Source organism: Marinobacter sp. V34 (genome assembly GCF_055524115.1).
Map to the genome: position 1 here is coordinate 204,040 of NZ_JBUPZY010000005.1, position 25,992 is coordinate 230,031.

At 58.1% G+C, this 25,992-nt stretch carries 27 protein-coding genes; 12 read left to right on the top strand and 15 right to left on the bottom strand.

Going from position 1 to position 25,992, the window contains the following annotated elements:
• Nucleotides 1-130: 130 nt before the first annotated feature.
• From radC to rpmG, 3 genes are all read left to right on the top strand, one after another.
• Nucleotides 131-805: a RadC family protein gene (radC, locus tag AC0B60_RS10635; RefSeq protein ID WP_465085776.1), complete on the top strand. Its 675-nt coding sequence runs from the start codon at nt 131-133 to the stop codon at nt 803-805.
• Nucleotides 806-1,006: 201 nt separating this feature from the next.
• Nucleotides 1,007-1,243 (top strand): 50S ribosomal protein L28, encoded by a 237-nt coding sequence (gene rpmB, locus AC0B60_RS10640; RefSeq protein WP_027829915.1) that lies wholly within the window; start codon nt 1,007-1,009, stop codon nt 1,241-1,243.
• An 11-nt stretch (nt 1,244-1,254) separates the two neighbouring features.
• Nucleotides 1,255-1,410, top strand: a complete 156-nt coding sequence (rpmG, locus tag AC0B60_RS10645; RefSeq protein WP_465085777.1) for a 50S ribosomal protein L33 — start codon at nt 1,255-1,257, stop codon at nt 1,408-1,410.
• A 53-nt stretch (nt 1,411-1,463) separates the two neighbouring features.
• Here rpmG and AC0B60_RS10650 read toward each other — a convergent pair whose 3' ends face one another.
• The 3 genes from AC0B60_RS10650 to AC0B60_RS10660 form a co-directional block, all read right to left on the bottom strand.
• Nucleotides 1,464-2,324 carry an endonuclease/exonuclease/phosphatase family protein gene (locus AC0B60_RS10650; RefSeq protein WP_465085778.1) on the bottom strand — a complete coding sequence of 287 codons (861 nt, stop codon included), beginning with the start codon at nt 2,322-2,324 and terminating at the stop codon, nt 1,464-1,466.
• 59 nt (nt 2,325-2,383) lie between these two features.
• On the bottom strand, nt 2,384-3,022 hold the full coding sequence (locus AC0B60_RS10655) for a thiol:disulfide interchange protein DsbA/DsbL (protein WP_465085779.1): 639 nt from the start codon (nt 3,020-3,022) through the stop codon (nt 2,384-2,386).
• 151 nt (nt 3,023-3,173) lie between these two features.
• Nucleotides 3,174-3,782 (bottom strand): c-type cytochrome, encoded by a 609-nt coding sequence (locus AC0B60_RS10660; RefSeq protein WP_465085780.1) that lies wholly within the window; start codon nt 3,780-3,782, stop codon nt 3,174-3,176.
• A gap of 175 nt (nt 3,783-3,957) precedes the next feature.
• Between AC0B60_RS10660 and yihA the strand changes: the two genes are divergently transcribed.
• Nucleotides 3,958-4,584: a ribosome biogenesis GTP-binding protein YihA/YsxC gene (gene yihA / locus AC0B60_RS10665; protein WP_465085781.1), complete on the top strand. Its 627-nt coding sequence runs from the start codon at nt 3,958-3,960 to the stop codon at nt 4,582-4,584.
• 9 nt (nt 4,585-4,593) lie between these two features.
• Here the strand turns inward: yihA and AC0B60_RS10670 are convergent, their stop codons facing one another.
• From AC0B60_RS10670 to AC0B60_RS10695, 6 genes are all read right to left on the bottom strand, one after another.
• Nucleotides 4,594-5,592 (bottom strand): substrate-binding domain-containing protein, encoded by a 999-nt coding sequence (locus AC0B60_RS10670; RefSeq protein WP_465085782.1) that lies wholly within the window; start codon nt 5,590-5,592, stop codon nt 4,594-4,596.
• A 17-nt stretch (nt 5,593-5,609) separates the two neighbouring features.
• Nucleotides 5,610-6,128, bottom strand: coding sequence for a gluconokinase (locus AC0B60_RS10675; protein WP_465085783.1), 519 nt, complete (start codon nt 6,126-6,128; stop codon nt 5,610-5,612).
• A 1-nt stretch (nt 6,129) separates the two neighbouring features.
• A complete protein-coding gene (locus AC0B60_RS10680) occupies nt 6,130-7,449 on the bottom strand; it encodes a TRAP transporter large permease (RefSeq protein WP_465085784.1) in 1,320 nt (439 codons plus the stop codon).
• Nucleotides 7,446-7,967: a TRAP transporter small permease subunit gene (locus tag AC0B60_RS10685; RefSeq protein WP_465085785.1), complete on the bottom strand. Its 522-nt coding sequence runs from the start codon at nt 7,965-7,967 to the stop codon at nt 7,446-7,448. The genes AC0B60_RS10680 and AC0B60_RS10685 overlap by 4 nt, the downstream gene beginning before the upstream one ends.
• A 60-nt stretch (nt 7,968-8,027) precedes the next feature.
• Nucleotides 8,028-9,038 (bottom strand): TRAP transporter substrate-binding protein, encoded by a 1,011-nt coding sequence (locus tag AC0B60_RS10690; protein ID WP_465085786.1) that lies wholly within the window; start codon nt 9,036-9,038, stop codon nt 8,028-8,030.
• Between the two features lie 263 nt (nt 9,039-9,301).
• Nucleotides 9,302-10,000 (bottom strand): TetR/AcrR family transcriptional regulator, encoded by a 699-nt coding sequence (locus tag AC0B60_RS10695; RefSeq protein ID WP_465085787.1) that lies wholly within the window; start codon nt 9,998-10,000, stop codon nt 9,302-9,304.
• Between the two features lie 232 nt (nt 10,001-10,232).
• On the opposite strand from AC0B60_RS10695, the gene AC0B60_RS10700 reads away from it, so the two are divergent.
• From AC0B60_RS10700 to coaD, 4 genes are all read left to right on the top strand, one after another.
• Nucleotides 10,233-11,678, top strand: coding sequence for a coniferyl aldehyde dehydrogenase (locus AC0B60_RS10700; RefSeq protein ID WP_465085788.1), 1,446 nt, complete (start codon nt 10,233-10,235; stop codon nt 11,676-11,678).
• Between the two features lie 48 nt (nt 11,679-11,726).
• Nucleotides 11,727-12,371 (top strand): hypothetical protein, encoded by a 645-nt coding sequence (locus tag AC0B60_RS10705; protein WP_465085789.1) that lies wholly within the window; start codon nt 11,727-11,729, stop codon nt 12,369-12,371.
• An 18-nt stretch (nt 12,372-12,389) separates the two neighbouring features.
• Entirely contained in the window at nt 12,390-13,982 is a 1,593-nt protein-coding gene (locus AC0B60_RS10710; protein WP_465085790.1) for a GMC family oxidoreductase, read from the top strand.
• A 69-nt stretch (nt 13,983-14,051) separates the two neighbouring features.
• Nucleotides 14,052-14,534 (top strand): pantetheine-phosphate adenylyltransferase, encoded by a 483-nt coding sequence (gene coaD / locus AC0B60_RS10715; protein WP_007155603.1) that lies wholly within the window; start codon nt 14,052-14,054, stop codon nt 14,532-14,534.
• A gap of 45 nt (nt 14,535-14,579) precedes the next feature.
• Here coaD and AC0B60_RS10720 read toward each other — a convergent pair whose 3' ends face one another.
• The 5 genes from AC0B60_RS10720 to AC0B60_RS10740 all read right to left on the bottom strand — a co-directional run bounded on the left by AC0B60_RS10720 (nt 14,580) and on the right by AC0B60_RS10740 (nt 20,701).
• Nucleotides 14,580-15,872 (bottom strand): DUF945 family protein, encoded by a 1,293-nt coding sequence (locus AC0B60_RS10720; protein WP_465085791.1) that lies wholly within the window; start codon nt 15,870-15,872, stop codon nt 14,580-14,582.
• Nucleotides 15,873-15,936: 64 nt separating this feature from the next.
• A complete protein-coding gene (gene ppk1, locus AC0B60_RS10725; protein ID WP_465085792.1) occupies nt 15,937-18,075 on the bottom strand; it encodes a polyphosphate kinase 1 in 2,139 nt (712 codons plus the stop codon).
• A gap of 60 nt (nt 18,076-18,135) precedes the next feature.
• On the bottom strand, nt 18,136-19,152 hold the full coding sequence (hemB, locus tag AC0B60_RS10730) for a porphobilinogen synthase (RefSeq protein WP_465085793.1): 1,017 nt from the start codon (nt 19,150-19,152) through the stop codon (nt 18,136-18,138).
• A gap of 117 nt (nt 19,153-19,269) precedes the next feature.
• On the bottom strand, nt 19,270-20,301 hold the full coding sequence (locus AC0B60_RS10735; RefSeq protein ID WP_465085794.1) for a lipase secretion chaperone: 1,032 nt from the start codon (nt 20,299-20,301) through the stop codon (nt 19,270-19,272).
• Between the two features lie 178 nt (nt 20,302-20,479).
• Entirely contained in the window at nt 20,480-20,701 is a 222-nt protein-coding gene (locus AC0B60_RS10740; RefSeq protein ID WP_465085795.1) for a hypothetical protein, read from the bottom strand.
• Nucleotides 20,702-20,970: 269 nt separating this feature from the next.
• Between AC0B60_RS10740 and AC0B60_RS10745 the strand changes: the two genes are divergently transcribed.
• The 4 genes from AC0B60_RS10745 to panP all read left to right on the top strand — a co-directional run bounded on the left by AC0B60_RS10745 (nt 20,971) and on the right by panP (nt 25,648).
• The gene (locus AC0B60_RS10745) at nt 20,971-21,603 is read left to right on the top strand and encodes a TetR/AcrR family transcriptional regulator (RefSeq protein ID WP_465085796.1); all 633 of its coding nucleotides are present in this window, start codon (nt 20,971-20,973) and stop codon (nt 21,601-21,603) included.
• 2 nt (nt 21,604-21,605) lie between these two features.
• On the top strand, nt 21,606-23,309 hold the full coding sequence (locus tag AC0B60_RS10750) for an acyl-CoA dehydrogenase family protein (RefSeq protein WP_465085797.1): 1,704 nt from the start codon (nt 21,606-21,608) through the stop codon (nt 23,307-23,309).
• Between the two features lie 191 nt (nt 23,310-23,500).
• A complete protein-coding gene (locus tag AC0B60_RS10755) occupies nt 23,501-23,845 on the top strand; it encodes a DUF503 domain-containing protein (protein WP_040474714.1) in 345 nt (114 codons plus the stop codon).
• Nucleotides 23,846-23,971: 126 nt separating this feature from the next.
• Nucleotides 23,972-25,648, top strand: coding sequence for a pyridoxal-dependent aspartate 1-decarboxylase PanP (panP, locus tag AC0B60_RS10760; RefSeq protein WP_465085798.1), 1,677 nt, complete (start codon nt 23,972-23,974; stop codon nt 25,646-25,648).
• Between the two features lie 6 nt (nt 25,649-25,654).
• On the opposite strand, the gene AC0B60_RS10765 is transcribed toward panP, so the two are convergent.
• The gene (locus tag AC0B60_RS10765; protein ID WP_007154996.1) at nt 25,655-25,921 is read right to left on the bottom strand and encodes a hypothetical protein; all 267 of its coding nucleotides are present in this window, start codon (nt 25,919-25,921) and stop codon (nt 25,655-25,657) included.
• Nucleotides 25,922-25,992: the final 71 nt, after the last annotated feature.

Below are 25,992 nucleotides of genomic sequence, written 5' to 3' on the forward strand. Positions count from 1 at the left end.
ATAAGATAGCATGCCAGAGCGCTGCCGGCAGCCTCACAGCCATGCTAGAATTCCAACCGGTCACCGGGCGAACACCACCCCGGCATTCAAAGCGCAGGATGCGCGTAATCACGACAGAAAGGACTCCATCATGTCGAATTCAGACTGGCCCACCGACGAACGCCCGAGGGAACGCCTGCTCGCCCACGGCGCCGCCAGCCTGTCGGACGCGGAACTGCTGGCCATTTTTTTGCGAACGGGCACTGCCGGCATGCCGGTGATGGCGCTCGCCCGCCACCTCACCGAAGCTTTCGGTGGCCTGCGGGGATTGATGACTGCATCCCGCAGGCAGTTCTGCGACGTCAAAGGGCTCGGAACGGCCAAGTACGCCCAGGTCCAGGCTGCCATGGAAATGGCCCGGCGGGTGATGGATGAGCCGCTTCGCCAGGGCGACCCATTGCGATCACCGGAGGATACCCGCCGTTTCCTTTGCAGCCGCCTTGGCACCTACCCCCACGAAGTATTTTCCGGCCTGTTTCTGGACAATCGGCATCGGGTGATTCGCTATCAGGAGTTGTTCCGGGGGACCATTGACGGCGCGGCCGTCTACCCGCGGGAGGTGGTCCGGCAAGCCCTGGAATTTAACGCAGCGGCAGTTATTTTTGCCCATAACCATCCCTCGGGGGTCGCAGAACCCAGCCAGTCGGATGTTTCCCTGACCCGGCGATTGAAAGAAGCGCTGGGGTTGGTGGATATCAGGGTTCTTGACCATATGGTTGTTGGCCATGGTGAGGTAATATCGCTTGCAGAACGGGGGCTGATGTAACTTCAGGCGTTGCTTCACCGGAAAACTGGCCAAATTCCCAACAAATTTTTGCGTTGGGGAGGCAGTTCTGGTATAAAAGCGTCCCTTTCTGGCGGCGTCTGGCGAGCAGCGTGCATTTTTGAGGCGCAGGTGGCAACCAGAGACCCGATTAAACGAATTAAATACGCATTTTCAGGACCAAAGCTCAGGTCGGAGGCAAGTATGTCCAGAGTCTGTCAGGTTACCGGTAAGCGACCGGTCACCGGTAACAACGTTTCTCACGCGATGAACCACTCACGTCGTCGCTTTCTGCCCAACCTCCAGAACCATCGCTTCTGGGTTGAATCAGAGAAGCGCTTCGTAAAGCTGCGCGTATCCACCAAGGGTATGCGTGTTATCGATAAAAAAGGCATTGACGCTGTGCTGGCCGATCTTCGTGCCCGCGGCGAGAAATTTTAAGGAGCCGCATCATGCGCGAGAAAATCAAGCTGGTTTCATCAGCAGGTACTGGTCACTTCTACACGACCAACAAGAACAAGCGTAACACTCCGGAAAAAATCGAGATCAAAAAGTTCGATCCGGTTGTCCGCAAGCACGTTGCGTACAAGGAAGCGAAGATCAAGTAAGATTTTCGTTACCCAGAAAACCCGGCCACGGCCGGGTTTTTTTGTGCCTGCCCCTAAAACGTTTCCAGGTATCCTTTGGGTAACTTGATATCCATGGCAATCGGTAAATGATCCGACACCGGATAGCTGACTACCTCTGACCGACGTATCTCCAGGCTGGGACTGACCAGTATATGGTCCAGCGCCCTCTCCGGCCTCCAACTCGGAAAACTGTGAGCCGTCTCGGGCAGCGGAACAAGATTCGAATGCTTAAGCGGCGTGTTGCTTAACAACTGTTCTGCGTGGTTATTCAGGTCCCCCATGAGAACCACGTGCTGGTACTCGGAAATCAACTCCTGAATATACGCCAGCTGCCGCTGCTGAGCCGCCTTGCTGAGCGAGAGATGCATCATCACCAGAACCAGGGGGTCCTCTTCAGCCCCATAACGGGCAATAATTGCACCCCGGCCCGGAATCAGTCCGGGCAACCGGTGTTGGGTTACATCCAGCGCGCGGTAGCGGCTCAGCAAGCCATTGCTGTGCTGCGCCAGTTGGCCAAGGTTTCGATTGAGCTGCTGATACCAGTAGGGAATCCCCGAAGCCTCTGCCAGATACTGCACCTGATTGATATAACCACTGCGCAGACTGCCACCATCACACTCCTGCAAGGCGACCACGTCGTAATTACTCAGCAGGGTGGCGATACGGTCCAGGTTCTGGATGCGGTTGCGGTGCGGCAGAAAGTGCTGCCAGCTGCGGGTGAAGTAGTGACGGTAGGAGGAGGTATTGATGCCAACCTGGATATTGAAGGTCAGTAGTCTAATGTGACGATGCGCCTCGAACTCAGGAACATGCTCATCGCCAGAGCACGCCCCGCGCGGGCCGTTCGTCGACCTGAGGATACCGTTTAGCTGCTTGCGAATACGGCTGTACATGATGGCAGCTCAGACTCCAGGCAGAGCCCGATCACGACTCGCGGATCGGGCCCGTGTATTTACTCGGCCTGACCAGCACGCTCCTGCTCAATCAGGTAATCGACAACCTCCAGTGCTGCTTCATGGCTACCCGCCATGGAAGCCGTAACCCTGTACTTACCATTCACAAGCATAGTCGGTGTGCCGGTAACACGCGCACCCCGAATCTTGGCCTGAGCCTGCTGCATTTTTGCATTAACACCGAAGCTGTTGTAATTCTTCAGGAATTCTTCACCGTCGACGTCGTGCCCTGCCACGAAATCGGCAAGAGCCTCACCAGAATTCAGCGGTCGGCGCTCACCAGCAAGCGCGTCAAACAGGGCGTCATGAACCTTATCCAGCTCTCCCATGGCTTCCAGCGCGTAAAAGGCCTTGGCATGGGGTTCCCAGGAACGGCCGAGGGCCGCAGGAATTTTTACGTAGTTGACGTCCTTCGGCAGATCTTCCGCCCAGCTTTCTACCAGCGGCTTGAAGGTGTAGCAGTGGGGGCAGCCATACCAGAAGACCTCAGCCACCTCGATACCACTTTCACTGGCGGTTCTCACCGGGGTATCCAGCACCTGGTAGTGCGTCCCTTCTTCCCAGTTGGCGGCGCTGGCCTGCGCAATAAATGACATGGCCAGAATGGATAGTGCGGCGTTCCGGATTATTCGGATCATTCATGGTCTCCGGTTATCAGATTGGATGATGTGAAAGGATTATGACCCAGCAGGTACGAAAAGTTCCACAGGGCATGGATTAAACAGCGGCAACCCATAAAAAACCCCGCATTAGCGGGGTTTTTTTTTCAGTCGTAGCGCGCGCCGAACATTACTGAAGACCGGAGACGTAGCTCGCAACGGCCTTGATCTCAGTATCGGTCAACTTGGCAGCGACATCCATCATGATGGACGCGTTCTGGCCGGCATCACGCTCACCGCCTCGGTAAGCCTTGAGCTGCTTTTCGACGTATTCAGCACTCTGACCACTGAGCCTGGGGTAGCCGGCAGGCCCATTCCCCATGCCTCGAGGGTTGTGGCATCCGGCACACGCCGGTACGCCAGAAGCCATGTTGCCACCGCGGTATAGCGTCTGCCCCTCGTCAACCAGGTCGGGATTGGCCTGGGCAACGGTGATGTCCTGACTATCGAAATAGGCCGCAAGATCCTGCAGGTCCTGATCAGACATATCGTTCAAAAGGCCTGTCATTTCGGCGATTTCACGCTGGCCGTCCTTGATCGCAACCAGTTGCTGGTACAAATACTTTTCGCCAATACCCGACAGTTTCGGATAAACACCCATCACAGGCTTGGCTCCACCCTCGCCATGGCACCCGGCACACACCGCTGCATTTGCTTCGCCTGCTTCAGGATCTCCCGCCCCGTGAGCCATCGCTGTGAGGCCAACACCGAGAACAACTCCTGCGATCAGTCTTTTCATGCTCGCTCCGCTTCTCTCATCCAAAAGTATTCTTCGTTATGCAGCCGGCAGGCAATGGCCAAAAAAGGCACAAACCGGGGCTGGTCAGCAGCAACGCTCAGCGTACTGCCCGGATTTGGTGTAGCATTATACATTAATCCCTGATAACTGAAATCCAATAGGAATACCAACACCCGTGTCATCAGACCTGACTCAAAAAAGCCTTTCGTTTAACAGTGCCCGGTTCCTGATCAGCGCCTCCCGGCTGGAGGAATGCCCTCCAGATCACGGCGCCGAAGTGGCCTTTGCCGGCCGCTCGAACGCGGGCAAATCCAGCGCCATCAATTGCATCACCACCAACGGCAAGCTGGCCCGAACCAGCAAGACCCCCGGGCGTACCCGGCTGATCAACTTCTTCTCACTCAACCGTGAGAACTGCCGGCTGGTGGATCTGCCCGGATACGGCTACGCCAAGGTATCCCGGGACATGAAAGACGACTGGCAACAGCACCTTGGCCACTACCTGAATGATCGCCGCTGCCTGCGGGGGCTGGTACTGGTCATGGACATACGCCATCCGCTGACGGACTTTGACCAAATGATGGTGGAATGGTGTGAACATAACAACCTTCCACTGATGATTCTTGCCACCAAGGCCGACAAACTGAAGTTTGGTCAGGCAAAAACGGCCATGATGGGCATTGCCAGAAAGCTGGAAGAGTTCCAGTGCGTGGAACACCTGATCATGTTCTCGGCAACATCAAAACGGGGAGTCGACGAGTGTCGCGAGGCGCTGACCACCTGGCTGGAAACCGACGACTAACTGGACAAACTAGAGTGTGCCTCCACGTTCTATCCGGTAGCCCAGATCGATACGCGACTCGCCGATCACACCACCGCCCAGCCGAGCAAGCAGCTCCTGAGCGGCTCTCTGACCCACGGCTTCCCTTGGTGTGATCACGCTGGCCAGCGGCGGCACCATCACGCGACCAACGTCGTGGCCATGGAACCCGGCGATTGCAATCCGCTCTGGCACAGGAATACCCCGGCGCTGGCACTCGAAAAACGCACCAATGGCGACGTCGTCGTTGGTGCAGAAAATGCCGTCGGTGTCGGGGTTCTCCTCCAGTATCCGCGCCATCAGAGTGGCACCAACGCTAAAGGAAGAGCGTTGCTCGCTGCGCAGGGCGACCGGTGTCAGCCCCTCCTCCTCCATCGCCTGGCTGTAACCTTCCTGACGCTGCAAAGTACGGGCGTCCAGCCGCACGGCGAGATACACAACCCGCCGACGCCCAAGCCGGATCATTTCCCGCACCATATCCCGGGCGGCATTGACGTTGTCGAAGCCGACGGCCTGCTCGAAGGGGGCCGAATGCGTGTCCATGATTTCCACCGTGGGCACTCCGGCGGTCTGAAGCATCCTCAGCGTGCGTCGCGTGTGCTGGCTCTCGGAGAGAATCACGCCATCCACATTGTAGGACAACAGCGATGACAGGCTGCGTTCTTCGATCTCGGGACTATAACCATAGTGGGACAGCATCAGGTGATAGCCGGCAGGCTCGGTGACCGCTTCCACACCCTTGATTACATCCGCGAAAACCTGGTTGGTCAGCGACGGAAGCAACACACCGATGGCATGGCTGGTGGATTTCGACAGCAGGTCTGGCGCGCGATTGGGGATGTATCCCAGCGCCTCGGCTTCGGCAAAGATCCGCTCCCGCATAGGCTTGGAGACATTGTCTGCGCCGCGAAGGCAACGGCTGACCGTCATCTTGGTGGCACCAACCCGGTCCGCAATATCCTGCAATGTGGGACGTTTGTTCTTTACCATTTACTGCTCCAGAACGGTCAAAGAGGCCTATCATACCCGAGCCCGGCAAGGCAGTGACTGATCACTTGCTCAGGCGTGCCGGATACATCGACGGCCACCGCGTTTTCATCAGGCTCTGGTTCCTCCAGCAAATGGAACTGGCTCTCCAGCATGGCGCGGCCATTGAAGTAATGATCCGCCCGACTCGAATGTCGCGCCCAGATGGTTTCAAAATCCCCCCTGAGATAGACAAACCGAGTTTCCGGACTTTGCCCCTGCAAACGCTCTCGGTAGGTGCGTTTCAGGGCAGAACAGGCCAGCACCAGACCGCCCTCCTCTCGCCGGATCAGTTCCGCAAGGTCGTCCAGCCAGCCCAGGCGATCCTCATCTGTCAGCGGAATACCGGCCGCCATTTTCTCTACGTTGGCACGGCTGTGGTAATCGTCCGCATCAAAAAACGGAACGCCCAGCTCCTGTGCAAGCCTGGCCCCGGAGAGGCTTTTGCCACACCCGGACACGCCCATCACCACGACTTTCGGTGTCTTCCTTCCATTCATGTTACTGCCACCATAGCGCCAATTGAGGGAACGCAACCAGCAAACCAAGAGCCACCACCTGGAGCGCGATAAACGGCAACAGGGCACTGAAAATCTCCCCCAGGGAGATGTCTTTCGGGGTCACGGTCTTGAGGTAGAAGGCCGCTGGCCCAAACGGCGGCGACAGGAAGGACACCTGCATGTTCATGCAAAACACTACCCCGAACCAGATAGGGCTATAACCCAGCTCCACCACAATGGGCACAAAGATCGGCATGGTGAGCAACGCAACACCCACCCAGTCCAGGAACATGCCCAGAATGAGCAGAATCAACATCATGAACAGGATCGTCGTCAGGCCATGACCACCACTGACAGCGAAAACCATGTCGCGGACGAAATCGATACCGCCCATGAGGTTGTAGACACCGACCAGCGCGGTCGCTCCGATACCGATCCAGATGATCATCCCGCACACCCGCAGCGTGCTGATGGTGGCCTTGCGCACCATGGCGAGGGACAGCTCTCCGCGAATCCAGGTACTGATGGCAATTCCCATCACACCCAGAGCCGACGCTTCTGTAACCGACGCCACACCTCCATAGATGCTGCCCAACACCACAACCACTGAAAGCAGGGGAAACAACAGCGCCTTGAAGAAGTTCGGCATTGGCGTTTCGGGCGCGTCCTGGTCCGAGGGCAACGGAGCCATCTCCGGCTTCAGCCAGACCCGGATCAGCACATACCCCATATAGAGCAGCGCCAAGATCAGCGCCGGCAAGAACGCACCCTTGAACAGGTCACCGATGGACACGTTGGCGGTCAGCCCGTAGATAATCAGCACGATACTGGGCGGCAGCATGGTGCCGAGCGCCCCACCGGCACAGGTGGTGCCAATAGCAAGTTTGCGGTCGTACCCCAGACGCAGCATTTGTGGCAGCGCCAGGATGCCCAACAACACCGTCTCGCCGCCGATCACGCCGGACATGGACGCCAGAATCACCGCCACGACCAATGTCTGGATAGCCACCCCACCACGAAGCTTGCGCCCCAGGCGGGCCATGGCATCAAAGAGATCCCTTGCGATACCTGAGTGATCCAGCAGCGAGGCCATCAACACGAACATGGGCACCGCCAGGAACACATAGTTGCCGATAAAGCTGTACAGACGGCTGCTGACAATGGGCAGGGCATCCGGGCCAAACCAACCGAGCGCGAACACAAGAGCGACCAGACCGGTGGCAAACGCCAGCTGCATACCGGTCAGGAGCAATACAATCAGCATGACAAGCATCAACAGGCTGCCATAGCCGATACCAAGGGAGGCCAATTCAAACATCATTTATCTCCCTTGCCACGAAGGTCGCGAATAAGGTGCAACAGGAACTGAAGCGTCATGACCGCCACCGCCACCAGGATGACCACCTTCAGCAGCGCGGGAAACGGCGGGTTCCAGGCAGAGCCGGAGGTTTCCAGTCGCCAGCCACCCCAGGGAGCCAGCACGGCTTCGGTCGCCATCGACCAACTGGCGAGCAGCAGCATGCCGCAGAAGGCAAGTCCCAGCACGTGATGGACGACCCGCAACCATCGCTGGGCACGGTGAGAGACGGCGTCATAAATCAATACAATACGCACGTGTCGATCGGTAGCCAGGGCATAAAGCCCGCCAATGACAAACAGTGTGGCACCGGCAAAGGTCACGGTTTCGTGCACCCAGAGCGTGGGGGAATCAAACACATAACGGCGGACAATCTCGTAGAACGACACCACGACAATCGCGGCAAAGACCAGGCTCAGCCTCTTGCCAAGCCAGACAATGGCCTTATCCAGCCAGGTAAACCCGACGTCTTCATCCTTCATAATGAACTCCTCGCTCCGGGGCCATAGGGCGCCCGGAGGCTGATATCGAGGGAACCTGTTTTAGAGGAGGCCCTGGGACTCCAGGTACTCAGTCACTGACTGGTAGACCTTCTCGGCATTGGGCGACTGCTCAGCGTAGACCTTCCACTGATCACGCGCGATGGTGCGGAACTTTCGACGCTCTTCGGCGGACCAGTCATGAATGGTAATGTCCGGGTTGGCACGGGCCTCGTTGACGGCTTCACGATCGGCCATCGCCAACTGGGTGCTGATGTCCTGGGCAAAATCCCGGGCGGACATCGTCATGATGGCCTGGATGTCCTCCGGCAGCTTCTTCCACTCTTTCAGATCCATCGCAATTTCAATCAATGGCAGCGAATGGAAGCCGGGATTGACTGGATGCGGTGCAATCTCGTTCAGGCCTGCTTCGTGATTAGTGGAGAACACCGTGTAGTCTGCGGCATCAATCACGCCCTTGCTCAACGCGGTGTAGACTTCAGACCCCGGGAGGTTTACGGGAGATGCGCCGGCAGCGGCAAAGACGGACTGCACCAGGCCTTCCGGTGCCCGCATCTTCAGGCCTTTGAGATCCTCAACGCCATCAAGCGGCTTTTTCGACACGAACGACTCCACACCGGTGCCGCCACCGCCGACAAACTTCACGCCATAGGGCTTGTAAAGCTCGTTCATCAGCTCGTAGCCGCCACCATGGTTAATGTAGTCGATCAACTGGTCAGGGCTCGACCAGGCACCCACGGTATTACCAATCAAACCGAACGCCGGATCCTTACCGGAAAAGTAACCGGTTACGGACACATGTCCGTCCAACACGCCCATTTTCATGGCGCCGAGAGTTTCGGTGTGGCTGACAACGCTACCCACCGGGAGCAGGTCAATCTCAACACGACCATCGGTCATCGCTTCCACTCGGTCGGCCCACGCCTGCTGGATCTCGAAGTTCTTGACGCCGGACGGGTCTGAAGACTGGAACTTGAAGGTGAAATCGGCGGCAATGGCATTGCACGCCAGAGTGGCTGACAGAAGGCCAGTTGCGAGTCTTGTCGGGAACATATTGGTATCTCCTGATTGTTTTTGTGCCGGCATATGTTACCGGTAACATTGACGAGTCTATTGGATTTAAAACGCTCTGACAAGGATGCAATGGAAGGTCGGTTTGGCGGGGGGAGGCATAAAAAACCGACCTGCCAAAAGACAGGCCGGTGAAACGTCAGGGTTTGCGACGTGCTAAAACCTGAGAACTCACTCAGGAGACACCGAGAATGTCCGGACTCCCGATGTCACAATTGTAGACACGCCAATTGATCAAAAGTTCCTCAATGATTCTTGATGGGTTCGCCGTGTTCTGAAACCGGTACGTCGGCCGAGTCCGGCAAACACGGGCGGTACTTCTCCCGCAATGTCATCACCTGCTCGCGGTACTCCGCTGTCATATAGGGAATCTCCAGGGTCAGCACCTGATAGATGCCCTGCTTGAGTTCGGTCAGAGTCAGGTTTGCAGGCGCCTCCGAGGCATGGGCGGTTTTCAGGAAAGCCATCCAGTTGGTGATCACTAGCCAGACATTCAGCGACATTGCAGAGCGCAACTCGTCGGGCTGAGGCTCGATAATGCCCGCCTCCGCCAGCTTCTCGAAAATCCGGCTGATCGCCGCCAGACAGCGGTTGGTGAACTCGCGGTAGTCCTGGCGCAGACGTCGGTCACTGTCGAGCAGGTATTCCAGGTCACGATGAAAAAACCGATAGCTCCAAAGGCCATCAAAAACCGACTCCAGGTAAAAGGTCAGGTCGTCCAGCGTAATCGGTCGGTTCTCCGGAATATCCAGGTAAAAATCCACCAGCTTCTCGTACTCGAGGAAGATCTCGTAAATGATGTCGGACTTATTGCGGAAGTGGTAGTAAAGGTTGCCCGGCGAAATCGCCAGGTGAGCAGCGATATGGTTGGTGGTTACGTTGCGCTCTCCCCTTTCGTTGAACAGATCAAGGCTCGAAAGAAGGATCTTGTCTCGGGTTTTCATAGGCTCAGCAATGCGTGTTGTTGTGTGTGGCGCCTGTGCTTCGGCCCCTCGTATCCGTGGATGGCCCGATCAGCCATTAGGGTCGGCTTGACTACCTAGAGTATATACTCTAATAATAGCCCCAAGCGCAAACTGAATACTTTTTCACCACCGCATTACGGAACTGTCGCCGGTTCCACGAACAATAAGGGCGGTGATCCGGCATGGCCCGGAGCCGCGAGGAGAGAGCGATATGGTAGCCACCGTTGTCCAGCTGACAGAAAGCAAGAAGCACATACAGCACACTCATCGTGTGTTCGAGGATCAGAAGAAGGCATTTCGCAACAATCCGATGCCGGCACTGATCGAACGTCAGGAGAATCTGAAGCGTCTCAAGCGCGTTCTGCTGTCCAATCAGGACCGCCTGCTGGACGCCATCGACCGGGACTTCAGCTGTCGCTCGAAAGATGAATCGCTGATTGCAGAAGTAATGCCGTCCATCCAGGGCATTAACTATACCCTGAAAAACCTGGAAGGCTGGATGAAGCCCTCCAAGCGGCACGTGTCCATGTTGTTTCAGCCCGCCAGCAACCGGGTTCATTACCAGCCCAAGGGTGTGGTGGGGGTCATAGTACCCTGGAATTATCCGCTGTATCTCGCGGTTGGGCCGCTGGTCGCCTCGCTGGCGGCAGGTAACCGTACGATGATCAAGATGTCTGAATTCACACCGCACACTTCCGCTTTGTTCCAGGAAATTATCGAGTCTGCCTTCCCGGAAGATCTGGTTAGTGTCATCAATGGCGAAGCCGATGTGGCGGCTGACTTTTCCAGCCGGCCGTTCGACCACCTTCTGTTTACCGGCTCCACGTCAGTGGGCAAACTGGTGATGCGTGCAGCGGCGGAGAATCTGACGCCGGTCACCCTGGAGTTGGGTGGCAAGTCTCCTGCGATCGTGTCGCCGGATGTTCCGATGGAGGATGCTGCCCAGCGCATTGCCTTTGGTAAGGCACTGAATGCGGGCCAGACCTGTGTAGCACCGGACTATGTGCTTTGCCCGGCCGACCGGGTACAGGCGTTTGTGGATGAGTATCGCAATCAGTTTGCGGCGATGTACCCAAGCCTGCGGGACAACGACGATTACACTGCGATTATCAATGAGCGGCAGTATGACCGCTTGCAGGGATATCTTGAGGATGCACGTGCCAAGGGTGCGGAGCTGATTGAGATCAATCCGGCCAGTGAGAACCTTAAGGATGGCACCCGCAAGATGCCGATCACGCTGGCGCTGAACACAACGCCGGATATGAAGCTCATGCAGGATGAGATTTTCGGGCCGATCCTGCCAGTGATCAGCTACGGAAATCTGGACGAGGCCATTCATTACATCAATGACCGCCCTCGCCCGCTGGCGCTGTATTTCTTCGGTTATGACAAGTCGATGCAGGAGCATGTGGTCAACCAGACCCATTCGGGCGGCATGTGCATCAATGATGCGCTGATGCACGTTGCCCAGGATGACCTGCCGTTTGGCGGTGTCGGTGATTCGGGGATGGGGCATTACCACGGCAAGGAAGGTTTCCTGACGTTCTCTCATCAACGGGCGATTTTCAGCAAGCAGAAGTTCAACAGCGGCAAGTTTGTGTACGCGCCGCACGGAACGACGGCTCACAAGATGGTATATAAGTTGTTTATTCGGTGACTTGGGTGGTGGTCGCCAACAAAAGACAATAAGAACAAGAGAGTCGTTATGTCTGAAAGCCTTTCTCGATCCGCGCAGGCGGAGCTTCCCGATACCGCCATGGACCGCCGGAGTTTTCTCCGGACCGGGCTTGGTGGAGCCATGTTCCTCGGCACGGTGAGCGTTACCGCAGGCCTTTCCGGTTGTGCAACCGCGCCCGCCGGGCGGGACTATCCGATGCCGGGGGCGATGGACCAGAGCTACGAGTTCCAGTTCCTGACCCGCGACGACATTGTGCTGTTCCAGGCTCTATTGCCGGCAATGGTGGGGCCCGGGCTGACTGAGGAGCCCGTGGTTCGTCGCCAGCAGATTCAGGCGACGATTGAGCGCATTGATGCGGGCATTCATCAGTTCGGGCCGGCCAACCAGAAGGAATTGCGGGGGCTGTTTGACCTGCTGAACTTCGGTCTGACACGGGTGACCGTAGCGCGGGTCTGGTCGAGTTGGGAGAACGCCAGCACGCAGTCCGTCGATGCCTTTCTTGAGCGTTGGCGTACCAGCGGAATAGGGTTATTCAACAATGGCTACATCGCCCTGACCAAGGTCAGTAACGTGGCGTTTTATGGCCACGAAGACCATTGGCACCTGTCCGGCTACCCCGGACCACCCGCCTGGGCCGTGGATGCCTTGCCCCAGTTTAAAGACAACGCCTGAGCCACCCGGAGCATTCTTATGTCATTAACGGATCGTATCGCCCGTGGGCTTGAGGCTGGCTGGAAGGTCACCGACGGCGCCACGCTGACACAGAACCAGACCCACGAAGCCGATGTGGTGATCATCGGCACGGGTGCCGGAGGCGGCACCACGGCAGAGATTCTGGCAAAAGCCGGGCTGTCGGTTATTCTGGTCGAGGAAGGCCGGCTATATCACCAGAAAGATTTCAAAATGAACGAGCTGGACGCCTACGCCTCGCTGTATCAGGAAGGCATGAGTCGGGTGACCAAAGACGGCGCCATCGCCATTCTTCAGGGCCGCTGTGTGGGCGGCTCCACTACGGTGAACTGGACCTCGAGTTTCCGCACACCGGCGCCGACTCTGAATTACTGGGCTAGCCGCTTCGGGCTCGACGACCTAACTCCAGCAGCCATGAAGCCCTGGTTCGACGGCCGCGAGCAACGACATAACATTGAGCCCTGGCTGGCCGAGCCCAATATGAACAACGACATCCTGCGCCAGGGTTGCGAGGCGCTGGGCTGGTCCTGGGAGGTGATTCCACGCAACGTCAAAGGCTGCTGGAATCTGGGTTACTGCGGCGTGGGCTGCCCTACGAACGCCAAACAGGGGGCTCTGACCACCACTATTCCTGGCGCCCTCGACAACAACGCCCGACTGTTCCACGGCCTGCGGGCGGAAAAACTGGTGATGAGCCAGGACAAAATCAGCCACCTTCAGGCCTCGGCCATGGCGGCGGACGGTGTCACCCCATCCGGCGTCAGCGTGGACCTGAAAGCCAGGCATTTTGTTGTTGCCGCCAGTGCCATCGGCTCACCCGGCCTACTGCTGCGCTCCGACATTCCCGATCCCCATGACCGCATCGGCAAACGCACCTTCCTGCACCCGGTCAACGCCACCATCGCGGAAATGCCCGACACCGTTGATCCGTACTACGGCGCTCCTCAGTCGATCTACTCCGACGAATTCAACTTCGCCCAGGGTGTCGACGGCCCCGCCGGCTTCAAACTGGAAGTACCGCCGCTACATCCGGCCATGTCCGCCGGTGTGGTTCCCGGCCACGGCGAACAACAGATCCGCGACCTGTCAAAACTGCCCCGGCTGAACTCTGTCATCGCCCTGCTGCGCGACGGTTTCCACCCCGACAGCACCGGCGGCACCGTCAGCCTCCGTGACGACGGCAGCCCGATCCTGGACTACCCCGTCAGCGACTACCTCTGGCAAGGCCTGAAAGACGCCTTCTACAAAATGGCCGAAATCCAGTTCGCCGCCGGCGCCCAGAGAGTCCGACTGATGCACTTGGACTCTCCCTGGTACTCCTCCTGGGCCGAGGCCAAAGCCGGCATCGACAAACTGGCCATGGAACCCCACCGCGTCCGGCTGTTCACCGCCCACCAAATGGGCGGCTGCGGCATGGGCAGCAATCCGGAAGAATCTGTCGTAAACGGCTTCGGCGAACACCACCACGTGGCCAACCTCAGCGTCCACGACGCCTCGATCTTCCCAACAAGCATCGGCGCGAATCCGCAATTGTCGGTTTATGCGCTGGCTGCGAGGAACAGCACGAGATTGGCCCAGCGGCTCAGGGGTTAAGTCCGGGGAACATTTTGGTTCAAGACGAAGGCTGCTATCCTGTGCGCTTCCGGTGAAAAGGAGCTCCGAATGCCAAAAGTCATCTACCCGGGTACGTTTGACCCGATCACCAACGGCCACACCGACCTCATTGAGCGCGCTGGTCGGCTCTTCGACGAAGTTGTCGTCGCCATCGCCTACAACCCCAAGAAGTCCCCACTACTGACATTGGAAGAACGCTGCGAACTGGTGGAGAAAGCTACCTCCCACCTACCTAACGTCAGCGTCACCGGCTTCAGCAACCTGCTGGCCGATTTCGTCCGAGAGCAAAACGCCACCGTGATCATCCGCGGACTACGAGCTGTCTCCGACTTCGAGTACGAATTCCAGCTAGCCGACATGAACCGCCGCCTGGCACCGGAAGTGGAAAGCGTGTTCCTGACACCATCCAACCATCTATCGTACATCTCCTCCACCCTGATCCGCGAAATCGCCTCACTGGGCGGCGACGTCTCGGAATTTGTCGACCCAGCCGTGGAAGCTGCGCTCAAACGGAAATTCATCAAGGACTGACAAAGGGGAAAGTGCTGCCCACCCCGGGCAGCACAGAACAACGGATCAGAATATCGGTGGCAACGGAATCACATTGCCATTGATGTCCAGGGCAAGATCTTCCAGCGTGCCCTGGATTCGCAAGCGGTCACCCTCCTGCACCACCATGCCCTGCTTGATCAGAGGCGCCACCTGCATTCCCAGCTCTGGATGCTGCTCCACGAGGGCCAGCGGCATGCTGACATCCAGGTTGCCGGTCAGCCGCTGCATCACCATCATCATCTGGCCCTTCTCTTCGTCAGACAGCGATGGGTGCTGCACCATGATATCGCCATTGACCGGACCATAAGGCGTGGCGAAAGACAGCTCCGGAAACCCGAATGAAAAGCCGTTGGCCGCAAGGCCCAGCATGGCCTGATTGATGCGGTTCATAGAGGCCATCTGCTGCTGCATCATGGCGCGCGAATCGCCGCCGGCACCGTTCAGGGCAGCCGCCTGCATGTCCGTCAGTGCGGTTGTCAGGTCGCTCCAGCTTTGCACGTCCAGGCCGCTTAACACCATCTCCATACGGTGGGGGCCGAAGCTCTCGTCGTCCGCCGTTACTTTTTCAAGAGTAACGACCGCCTCGGAATCAATACTTTTACCGTCATCGTCGGTGGTGGTCTCACCACTCATCGAAAACTCATCAAAACGAAGGGCCGGCTCGCCCCGGGCCGCCACTTCAAGACCCGCCAGCGACATATCCCCGTCACCCAACCAGACTTCACCTGTCAGGTGTTCCATGGTCTGTTCGAGGCGGAAATCCTCAATGCTGATGCGCAGGTCCGGCCCCCGAATCACGGCGCCCGGCCACAGCATGAGGATATCAGCGTGTGAACCGTTGCCACTGATTTCCGCCCTGCTAAAGCTTTCCGACATATCGAAGGATTCGCCGGTTTCCTCGTCGATCACACTCACAGCCGGCACGGAAAGCTCGGCGATCGCCGTTCCCCATAGGCGGGTCTCCAGGGTCAGCCGGGGCTTTTCGTCCGGGAAGATCTTCTCGACTTCGGCGCCCAACTCGGAGGGCGGGGTAAAATCAATCAGGCTACCGGTTACGCCATGGCTCACCCGGGCCTGATAGTCGAATGAGTGCTCGTCACCGGTGTCCGGATCCTGGACCGTGATGGTGCCGGTGAACTCGGCCCCCATGTAGCCCCTGTCATAATCCCGGGTCTGCAGCTTGAACAGGGGTTGCGCCTGATTGACTTCCGCCGTGACACTCTGCCACTGCTGCTCGGTTACGTAACCAACGGCCCAGGGCGCGGCTACACCAACAGCCAGTACTGCTGCACCGGCAACCATCCATTGTTTTTTCAACTGCCTTTACTCCATTACAGCGCCCACATCGCCTGCAATAGAGGCAGGCGCATGCGGGTTATCGTTATTTCCCGGTCAGGCGTTCAAGCAGGACCAGTTGGGACGCCAGGCGATCCTCGCCCTCGGCAGCCTGATTCTGAATGTAACGGCCGTCCGGCTGCAAGACCCAGGACTGGCAATTATCCGCCAGGTAGGTGTCCAGATCTTCGCGGACACGGGCAATCAATGCCGGATCTTCAATCGGAAAGGCGGTTTCCACGCGGCTCAGCAGGTTCCGCTCCATGCCGTCGGCGCTGGACCCATAGACTTCCGGCCGGCCGTTGTTGCCGAAATAGTAGACCCGGGTGTGCTCCAGGAATCGACCAACGATGGAGCGCACCCGGATGTTGTCCGACAGCCCCGGCACTTCCGGCCTCAGGCAGCAGATGCCGCGGATGATCAGATCGATTTTCACGCCAGCCTGGGAGGCGCGATACAGCGCTTTGATCAGCTCGCGCTCAGTGAGGGCGTTAAACTTGAAAATAATCCGGCCTTTTGACCCCAGTTCCGCTTCACGATCCACCAGCCCGAGAAGACGGGTATGGAGTGTGAAAGGTGAGTGGAACAGTTTCTTTATTTTCAATGCCTTGCCCATACCCGTCAGCTGCTGGAACAGCTTATTGACGTCGTCACCGATGGATTCGTCGCTGGTCATGTAGCTGTAGTCGGTGTACAGACGGGCATTACCGGCATGGTAGTTCCCAGTACCCAGATGTACGTAACGCCTCAGCTTTCCTTCCTCACGGCGCACAATCAGGATCATCTTGGCGTGGGTCTTGTAACCCACCACACCGTAAACCACGATCACACCCGCTTCCTGCAGCCGGCTGGCCAGTTCCAGATTTTCCGCCTCGCTGAACCGGGCCCGCAGTTCGATGATCGCAGTCACCTCCTTGCCACGCCGGGCGGCATCCATCAGCGCTTCAACGATTTCCGAGTCGGCACCGGTGCGATACAGGGTCTGTCGGATAGCCAGGACTTGTGGGTCTTTTGCAGCCTGCCGCAACAGGTCCGTTACCGGGCTGAAGTTTTCATAGGGATGCAGTAACAGCAATGGGCGCTTGCGGATGGCATCGAACATGGATTCCTTGGCACGGATCTGCCTTGGAATCGACGGCGAGAAACCGGAATAGGTCAAATCCTGGCGATCCACCAACCCACCGACGGCCATCAAACGTGTCAGGTTAACCGGGCCGTGAACCTGATAAAGATCGCGATCAGTCAGGCCAAACTCGCGCAGCAGAAAATGCACCAGTTCTTCCGGGCAGTTGTCCGCCACTTCCAGACGCACACCGTCACCGAAGCGCCGGCTCAGCAACTCGCCGCGCAGGGCGGAGGCCAGATCTTCAAGATCGTCTTCCAGTTCAAGATCGGCGTTGCGGGTCAAGCGGAACTGATAGCAGCCCTTCACTTCCATGCCGGGGAATAACTCATCGGCATGGGCGTGGATCATGGAGGACAGGAACACCAGATTATCACCACCGTTACAGACGTCATCCGGCAGCCTCACCAAGCGCGGCAGCGACCGTGGCGCAGGCACGATGGCCATCCCGGTTTCACGTCCGAAAGCATCCTTGCCGTCCAGCTCAACAATGAAGTTCAGGCTTTTGTTGACCAGACGCGGGAACGGGTGCGAGGGGTCCAGCCCGATGGGGCTGACCACCGGCAGGATTTCTTCTTCGAAATAACGGCGCACCCAGTCGGCCTGTGCCTCCGTCCATTCACGACGCCGGACGAAGTGAATGTTCTCCTGCTCCATCTCGGGAATCAGCACGTTATTCAGGATATCGTACTGCTCCCGGATGTACTCATGGGCCACCCGGCTGATTTCGCCCAGCACCTGTTCCGGCATCATCCCGTCCGAGCCCAGGGTTTCGCGGCCATACTTGATCTGCTGGCGCAGGCCCGCCACCCGGATCTCGAAGAATTCATCCATGTTGCTGCTAAAAATGCAGCAGAACATCAACCGGTTAATCAACGGATGCGTCGTATCCAGGGCCTGCTTGAGCACCCGATAGTTGAACTGAAGCTGGCTCAGTTCGCGGTTGAAATAGTTTTCCTGGGCAGCTACATCAACTTCCACGCCGGGAGATGGTGCTTCCACGGGAGCCGGCACGTCCGGAACATCGACAGCCTTTAATTTGTTTGAAGATTCAGTAGTCATTGCTTACTGCTTCCATTGTCAGAGACCGCTAGGCGCCCTCCTGCTGTTGACTGTAACCTATCAGGTGCGACTGTCACGCATCAGTTGCGCCGCCCTGACGGCAAAATAGGTAAGGATGGCGTCCGCCCCGGCACGGCGCATGGCCATCAGACTCTCCATCATTACGGCGTCGCCATCCAGCCAGCCGTTTTCCGCAGCGGCCATGTGCATGGCATATTCGCCACTGACCTGATAAACGAACGTTGGCACCTGCAACTCCTGTTTTACCCGGTGGACGATATCCAGATACGGCATGCCGGGTTTGATCATCACCATGTCGGCGCCCTCGGCGATGTCCATCGCCACTTCCTGGAGCGCCTCATCGCTGTTGGCCGGGTCCATCTGATAGGTGGCCTTGTTGCCCTTACCCAGGTTACCCGCCGAGCCGACCGCGTCGCGGAACGGCCCGTAGTAACTGGAGGCATACTTGGCAGAGTAGGCCAGAATCCGGGTGTTCACATACCCGGCGGACTCCAGGGCATCGCGGATGGCGGCGACCCTTCCATCCATCATGTCTGACGGCGCCACAATATCCGCCCCCGCGTCAGCATGGGACAACGCCTGATTGACCAGGGCCTCCACCGTCACGTCGTTCAACACGTAACCGTCGTTATTAATAATGCCGTCCTGCCCATGGGTGGTGAACGGGTCCAGCGCCACATCAGTAATAACACCCAACTCCGGGTAGGCGTTCTTCAGAGCACGCACCGCGCGCTGGGCCAGGCCATCGGAATCCCATGCGCCAGATCCGGACAGGTTCTTGTGTTCCGCCGGCACCACGGGAAACAGCGCCACTGCCGGAATCCCCAGAGTCACCAGTTCGGCCGCCTGTTCCACCAGAAGATCAACGCTCAAACGCTCGACGCCAGGCATGGAAGGCACGGCCTCTCGCTGGCCCTCGCCTTCCAGTACGAACACCGGAAAAATCAGGTTATCGGCACTTAGCTGATTTTCCCGCACCAGGCGCCGGGAAAAACCGTCAACCCGGTTACGACGCAGACGAGTGGCTGGAAAAATGCGATTGGCCGAAAAGCTCACGGAATACCTCCTGTGGTAAATGGGGCTACCAAACCATCATACACGCCCACAGGCGGCGGTGGCAGGGCTTACAGCCGATCCACACAATCAGGCTACTACGTACAGATGAAAGGACTGTTACCGGATGGAATCAAGGGCCTCTGCCCGCAGCTTTTCAGCTCCCTCGAAATAATCATCCCTGAGCGAGTCAATGGCGGCTTTACGCTCCGGACCCGCAAGCCCCATATCTTCAAGCCCCGACAGGTCCTGACTGTAGGCTTGCCACTTGGCCTCCCATGCCTGCTGTTCGGCTTCAACTTTCTCAAGTTCACGAGCGGCCTCGACACCAAAGCGTTCTTCTCTCCAGGCATGCAGGGCATCGGGATCATCCGCGAATTCCGACCGCGCACGCTGGTAGTCGGTGAATTTGCGGGTTTCCCGACGAGCCTGACGCAGCGGTTCCGGCAATGCCTCCTCCGCTTTAGCCAGCGCCTGCTTCCGCTCACTATCGGACAGCGACGAATTTGCCCGGATACGCAGTTGCTCGACCTGGAACCGGTCAACAGCCTCGTCCGTTGCAAAAAAAGCATCAGCGGTTTGCGAATCCATCCAGGTACGTCGCAGGGCGCGTATTTCCGCCATTCGCCGCCGCATCTCCTCTGCGTTCATTGTGGCGGCACTGCCATAGGCGGCTTCCAGGTCGCCCAGAGCCAGCTTGTAGTCCAGATAATCCCCCAGAATGTCGAGGGCTTCCGATTGTGCCGGCTCTTCAAGCCGGGCCAACGCCTGCTCTATTCGGGCAACCAACTGGGGTAACGTCTCCTCGCCCAGCGCCGCCAGGTAATATTCAAACAACTGGCGTAACTGCGGCGTGGGGACCAGGGAGCCATTAGCGTCGGTTTCGGCCCAGCCACCGGGCACACTGGTTCCAGCCAGCGACGCCGGCATTGTATCCGGCACCGCAACCGTGGCTTCGCCCACCAGTTTTGAAGGCGCCTCACGCCCAGACTCCGAAGCCACTACTGGCACGACGCTGCTTACTGGATCGGCAGTTGCATCAACCGTCTCTTTGGTTGTATCCGTGTTATCACCAAAGAATATGACCATGCCTGCAGCGATCAGCGCCATGGCGACGAGTGCCACGGTTGCAAAACGAAGGAATCCTCTCATGAGCGCGGCCTGTCTACGGTCAAATGTGGGGCGGATAACGGTCATCATGCACGGAACACGCTATCCTGCAGAACGCAGCATAGAGGAATACGGGATACAGCGGTGAGACCGGCGTCAAAACAACCGTAAGCTACGAGCGCAAACGAGCCGCAGCTTCAGGGGCTGCGGCTTCATGAATTCAGAGAGAGCGATTATTGAAACCGACATCCACCTTGCGGGAAGGATCCGAACGGAATGCCGTATCCACTTCCTGAATTCTGCCACCCTGGTTCAGAAACGATTCAATATCCTGCTGAAGCTGGGCGCGAATTCGCGCACGGCCAGCAATGGAGTGTGTATCGTCGCTGTTGTGTGTCCAGCTACCGGATTGCTCCAGATTGCTTTCGTCGAATTCACTCATGATTCTCTCCATCAACGAAAACAGTACAACGAGCGCGCCAAGCCTATTTCAGCAGGCCGCCCGATCTCGGCGGATGAGTCTTAACACCCGCCTTGGCGTCTTTATAATCCGCTTTCAGTTGCAACGCTATTTCCCAACAACGCTTTTTTTGTAACTTTTTGTAAGCGTCGCCACGATATTGTTTTAAAAGAATAATATGAACCAAGCTATACTGGCCTATTGATTGACACAAAGAATGAATAATGATTCACTACTTATAAGGAACCCGCATGGCCTATCGGGAAACGGAAAAGATGCGCAATCGCAAGGCTGAGGCCCGCAAGCGCATTATCGAATGCACATACGGATGCGTTGCCGACGGTGGCTTCCGCAGCGCCCAGATAACGCGCATCGCAGCGTGTGCCGGCGTTGCTACGGGAACCATCTACCGACACTTTGAGTCGAAGGAAGATCTGTTTGCAGAAATCTTCAGGATTGCAACACAGCGGGAAGTCGACAAAGTCGCTGAGGCACTGACCGCCGAAGACAATGCAGCTTCCCGCCTGGAAGTGGCCCTTCGCCAGTTTGCGGAGAGAGCCCTGAGAGGCCCGGTGATGGCCTGGTCGCTGATCGCAGAGCCGGTAGACCCGAAAGTTGAGGAAGAGCGTCTCAAGTTCCGCCGCGCCTACGCCCAACTTTTCGAACAGGCCATCCGGGACGGCATCGAAGAGGGCTGTCTCCCGGATCAGGATGCCAGACAAAGCAGTACCTGCCTTGTAGGTGCCATTGCCGAAAGCCTTGTGGGGCCTCTGTCCCCGGCACAGGCTGACACCGCGGAGCAGGCAGAGACCAACGACCACGATCCGCTGGTCAACTCCATTATTTGCTTTTGCATGCAGGGGTTGACTGGCACCAGGAGATAAACATGACGGCCCGCCAGCCCCTGCAGCAGAATACCGCAAACCCCTCCAGTGACGACCGCTACCGGGCCGTCACCCACGAGGTCTTCAACCAGCCCTCAGCACTGGAAGATTACAACCTGTTCGAACAGGACAAAGCTCTGCAGGAGGCGGTCGCCCGGGAGGGCGCCGCAGCCGCTACCAGCGACCTTAAACAGTTTGGCGCTTTCGCCGGCGCGGCGGACACCATTGCACTCGGTTTTCACGCCAATGAGAACAAGCCGGTGTTTAATACCCATGACCGCTTTGGTCATCGCACTGACCAGGTGGACTTCCACCCCGCCTACCACCAGCTGATGTCCACAGCGATGGAAAATGGCCTCCACAGCAGCCCGTGGACCAACCCCGGCACGGGCGCCCACGTCGCGAGAACGGCCAAGTACTACATGCACTCCCAAATTGAGGCCGCCCACTGCTGCCCCATTACCATGACCTTTGCCGCCGTTCCATCAATCCGCAAACAACCGGAGCTGGCCGCGGTCTGGGAAAACAAAATCCTCACCAATAGCTACGACCCCCGAAACGTACCGGACAGCGAAAAACAATCCGTCACCATCGGCATGGCGATGACGGAAAAGCAGGGCGGCAGCGACGTCCGGGCCAACACGACCCGCGCCTACACCATCGGAGCAGAAGGCCCGGGGCAGGCCTATGAACTGGTCGGCCACAAATGGTTTGTATCCGCGCCCATGTGCGACGCCTTTCTGGTACTGGCCCAGACCAGCAGCGGTCTATCCTGCTTCCTGATGCCACGCTGGCGCCCCGACGGTAGCAAAAACCCCTGGCAGATCCAGCGTTTGAAGAACAAGATGGGTAACGTCGCCAACGCCTCCAGCGAAGCCGAACTGCGCGGCGCACTGGCATGGATGGTGGGCGAGGAAGGCCGCGGCGTGCCCACCATCATCGAGATGGTCGCCATGACCCGCTTCGACTGCATGATCGGCAGCTCCGCCGGCATGCGCCAGGCCGTCGCCCAGGCATCCCATCACTGCCGTCACCGCAGCGCCTTCGGCGGACGACTCAGTGAACAACCCCTGATGCAAAACGTGCTGGCCGACCTGGCCCTGGAAAGCGAAGCGGCACTGGCCTACACCATGCGAATCGCAAAGGCCCTGGACAGCCAACATCTGGAGCACGAGCGCCTGCTGGCACGACTGGCCACTCCGGTTGGCAAGTACTGGATCTGCAAACGCACCCCCAACCACGCCTACGAAGCCATGGAATGCATCGGTGGCAGCGGCGTGATGGAAGACTGCATCATGCCCCGCCTGCTGCGGGAATCCCCGGTCAACGCCATCTGGGAAGGCAGCGGCAACGTCCAGTGCCTGGATACCCTGCGCGCGCTGCAAAAAGAACCGGACACCCTCGACGCCTTCTTCAGCGAAGCCGCCGAAGCCCGCGGCGCCGACGCCCGCTTCGACCGCTTCCTGGCGCAACTACAGAACGACTTCGCCGACATCAGCGACTTCGAATACCGCGCCCGCAACCTGGTGGATCGCCTGGCCCTGTTGATGCAGTCCTCACTGCTGCTGAGAAACTCCGACCCTGCGGTCGCCGACGCCTTCTGCGCCTCCCGGCTGGAACACAACGGCGGCCTGAACTATGGCAACCTACCCTCCGGCACCGACCCGGCCGCCATTATCAAACGGGCAACGCCTGTAGTAGGCTAGAAAAAACAGCTGGATGATTCCAAGTTTTCCAGCGTAGCGGACTCCACCAAAAAGGTTCGCGAACCGGAGGGGGCGGCCTTTCCAAAACTGTGCGGAGCCATGGATGGCGGAGCCCAAGCGCCACAGGGATGTGCTTGAGCGTGTTTTGGAAAGGCCGCCCCTCCGGTTCCAGCACCAAAGCCGGAACACTTATGTCTGAAGCTCTAAGAAGACTGCTTAAAGAAGGCAACACGCCCCAGCAAACAGTCATCACGCCCCACGTGGGCATCCTGACCCTGCACTTCCAGCTCTACGGCTGCGAAGACCTCAAAGCCAAACGCAAGGTCTTCACCGCCCTGAAAGCCGTCTGGGGCAAAGAACCCGACCTGGCCGTTGCCGAAACCGCCGACCAGGACGCCCTCGACTGCGCCACCTGGACCATCGCCGCCCTCGGAGGCTCATCGCAACAAATCGCCCAGCGCCTCGACCAGATCGAAAAAGCCATACAGGAACGCATCGACGCTGCCATACTGGACGTACACCGCGAGATACTTTGACCCTCCCGCCAAGCAGGGGCCATGCTGTAGCGTATGGTTTCACGACACCGTATACTACGCCCCCTCAGGGAGAACAGAACGGCCGGGACAGGCTCTGTGAATGACCACTGATAGTGTGTGGCACCTATGACCGGAAAGAAAAAATCGGCCCAGGCCTCGGTAGAGGCCATGTACCGTGTGTTCACCGTGCCCGAGGCACCTGAATCCACCCTGAGCCGGATTGACCAGAACATATCCCGCAACCTTGCTGGATTCCTGCAGGAACACATCGTTGCGGTCGAGCGGGATCTTTCCGAAGTCGAGAAAGACTTCTCGGACTACGCCATTCCCGAAAAGCCTATCTTCGTCTCCGAACAGGCCCAATTCCTGCTCGACAAGCTAGTGGCAAACTCGGTACATACCGCGTCTCCGAGCTTTATCGGCCACATGACCTCGGCACTGCCTTACTTCATGCTGCCGCTGTCCAAGATCATGATTGCCCTCAACCAGAACCTGGTCAAAACCGAAACCTCCAAGGCTTTCACGCCCATGGAGCGCCAGGTATTGGGCATGATCCACCGCCTTGTATACGAACAGGACGGCGCCTTCTACCGCAAGTGGATGCACGATCCCCGCTACGCCCTCGGCGCCATGTGCTCCGGTGGCACCGTGGCCAACCTGACTGCGCTCTGGGTGGCCCGCAACAACGCGTTCCCCGCCGAAGGCAGCTTCCGCGGCATCCATCAGGAAGGCCTGTTCCGGGCATTACGCTATTACGGATGCGAGGGCGCCGCTATCCTGGTATCACGCCGCGGCCACTACTCGCTGCGCAAAGCCGCCGATGTCCTTGGCCTGGGCCGGGACTTCCTGGTACCCGTCGACACCGACGACGACAACCGCATCAACACCGATGCGCTGCGGGAAAAATGCCTGGAACTGCACCGCCAGAAAATACGCGTGATGGCCATTTGCGGCATCGCCGGCACCACCGAAACCGGCAACGTCGACCCTCTGGACGCCATGGCGGATATCGCCCGTGAATTCAACGCCCATTTCCATGTGGACGCCGCCTGGGGCGGACCCACCCTGTTTTCCCGCAGCCACCGGCACCTGCTGAGGGGCATTGAAAAGGCCGACTCGGTCACCTTCGACGCCCACAAACAGCTCTACGTGCCCATGGGGGCCGGCCTGGTGGTTTTCCGTGATCCCGGACTGGCCAGCGCGGTTGAACACCATGCCCAATACATTATTCGTAAGGGCTCCCGGGATTTGGGTAGCACCACCCTGGAAGGCTCTCGGCCAGGCATGTCCATGCTGATTCAGTCGGGGTTGCGAATTCTGGCGCGGGAAGGCTACGAAATACTTATCGACCAAGGCATCGACAAGGCCAGAACCTTCGCGGAAATGATCAATGCGGAGACGGACTTTGAACTCATCACCAAACCTGAGCTCAACATCCTGACCTACCGCTATTGCCCGGAGAAAGCGCAGCAGGCACTGGCAATCGCGAACTCGCTACAGGCCGAACGGCTCAACGCATGTTTGAACCGCATCACCAAGTTCATTCAGAAAACCCAGCGCGAACGGGGCAAGGCCTTCGTTTCCCGTACCCGACTCGAACCGTCGCGCTATTTTCACTTCCCCTGCATCGTGTTCCGGGTGGTACTGGCCAACCCGTTGACGACGAAAGAAATCCTCGCGGACATACTGAAGGAACAGCGGGAATTATCCTCGGACGAGGGCATCCAGGACGAAATCACCATCCTGGACCAGATGGCCGATGCAGTGCTGAAGCAGCATCAGCCTGGTGTTCGGCAGGCCTGACAAAGATCAGTAAAGCGCCTCTTCGTCATCCAGGACTTCGTCCAGGATATCGAGAAACATGTGATCCGCCCGACTCCAACTCTCTGGAATACGGATCGTAGTGTTGGCGCTGATCTCACGGGCAATCAACTCATTGGCATTGGGCTGATTGCGATATTTGCGGGCGATTTCCACCGATTTCACCGCAATGGTCGGATCACTGAGGACCTTCTTGATAAACACCCTGAGCTCGTCAATGACCTTCGCCTGACGGCTTTCTTCTGCTGAACTCATGAATCAATCCCCGGACAGAGTGGCAACGTGTGGGAGGTAAATACCTCCCGTATTGAAGAATAGTATGGGCC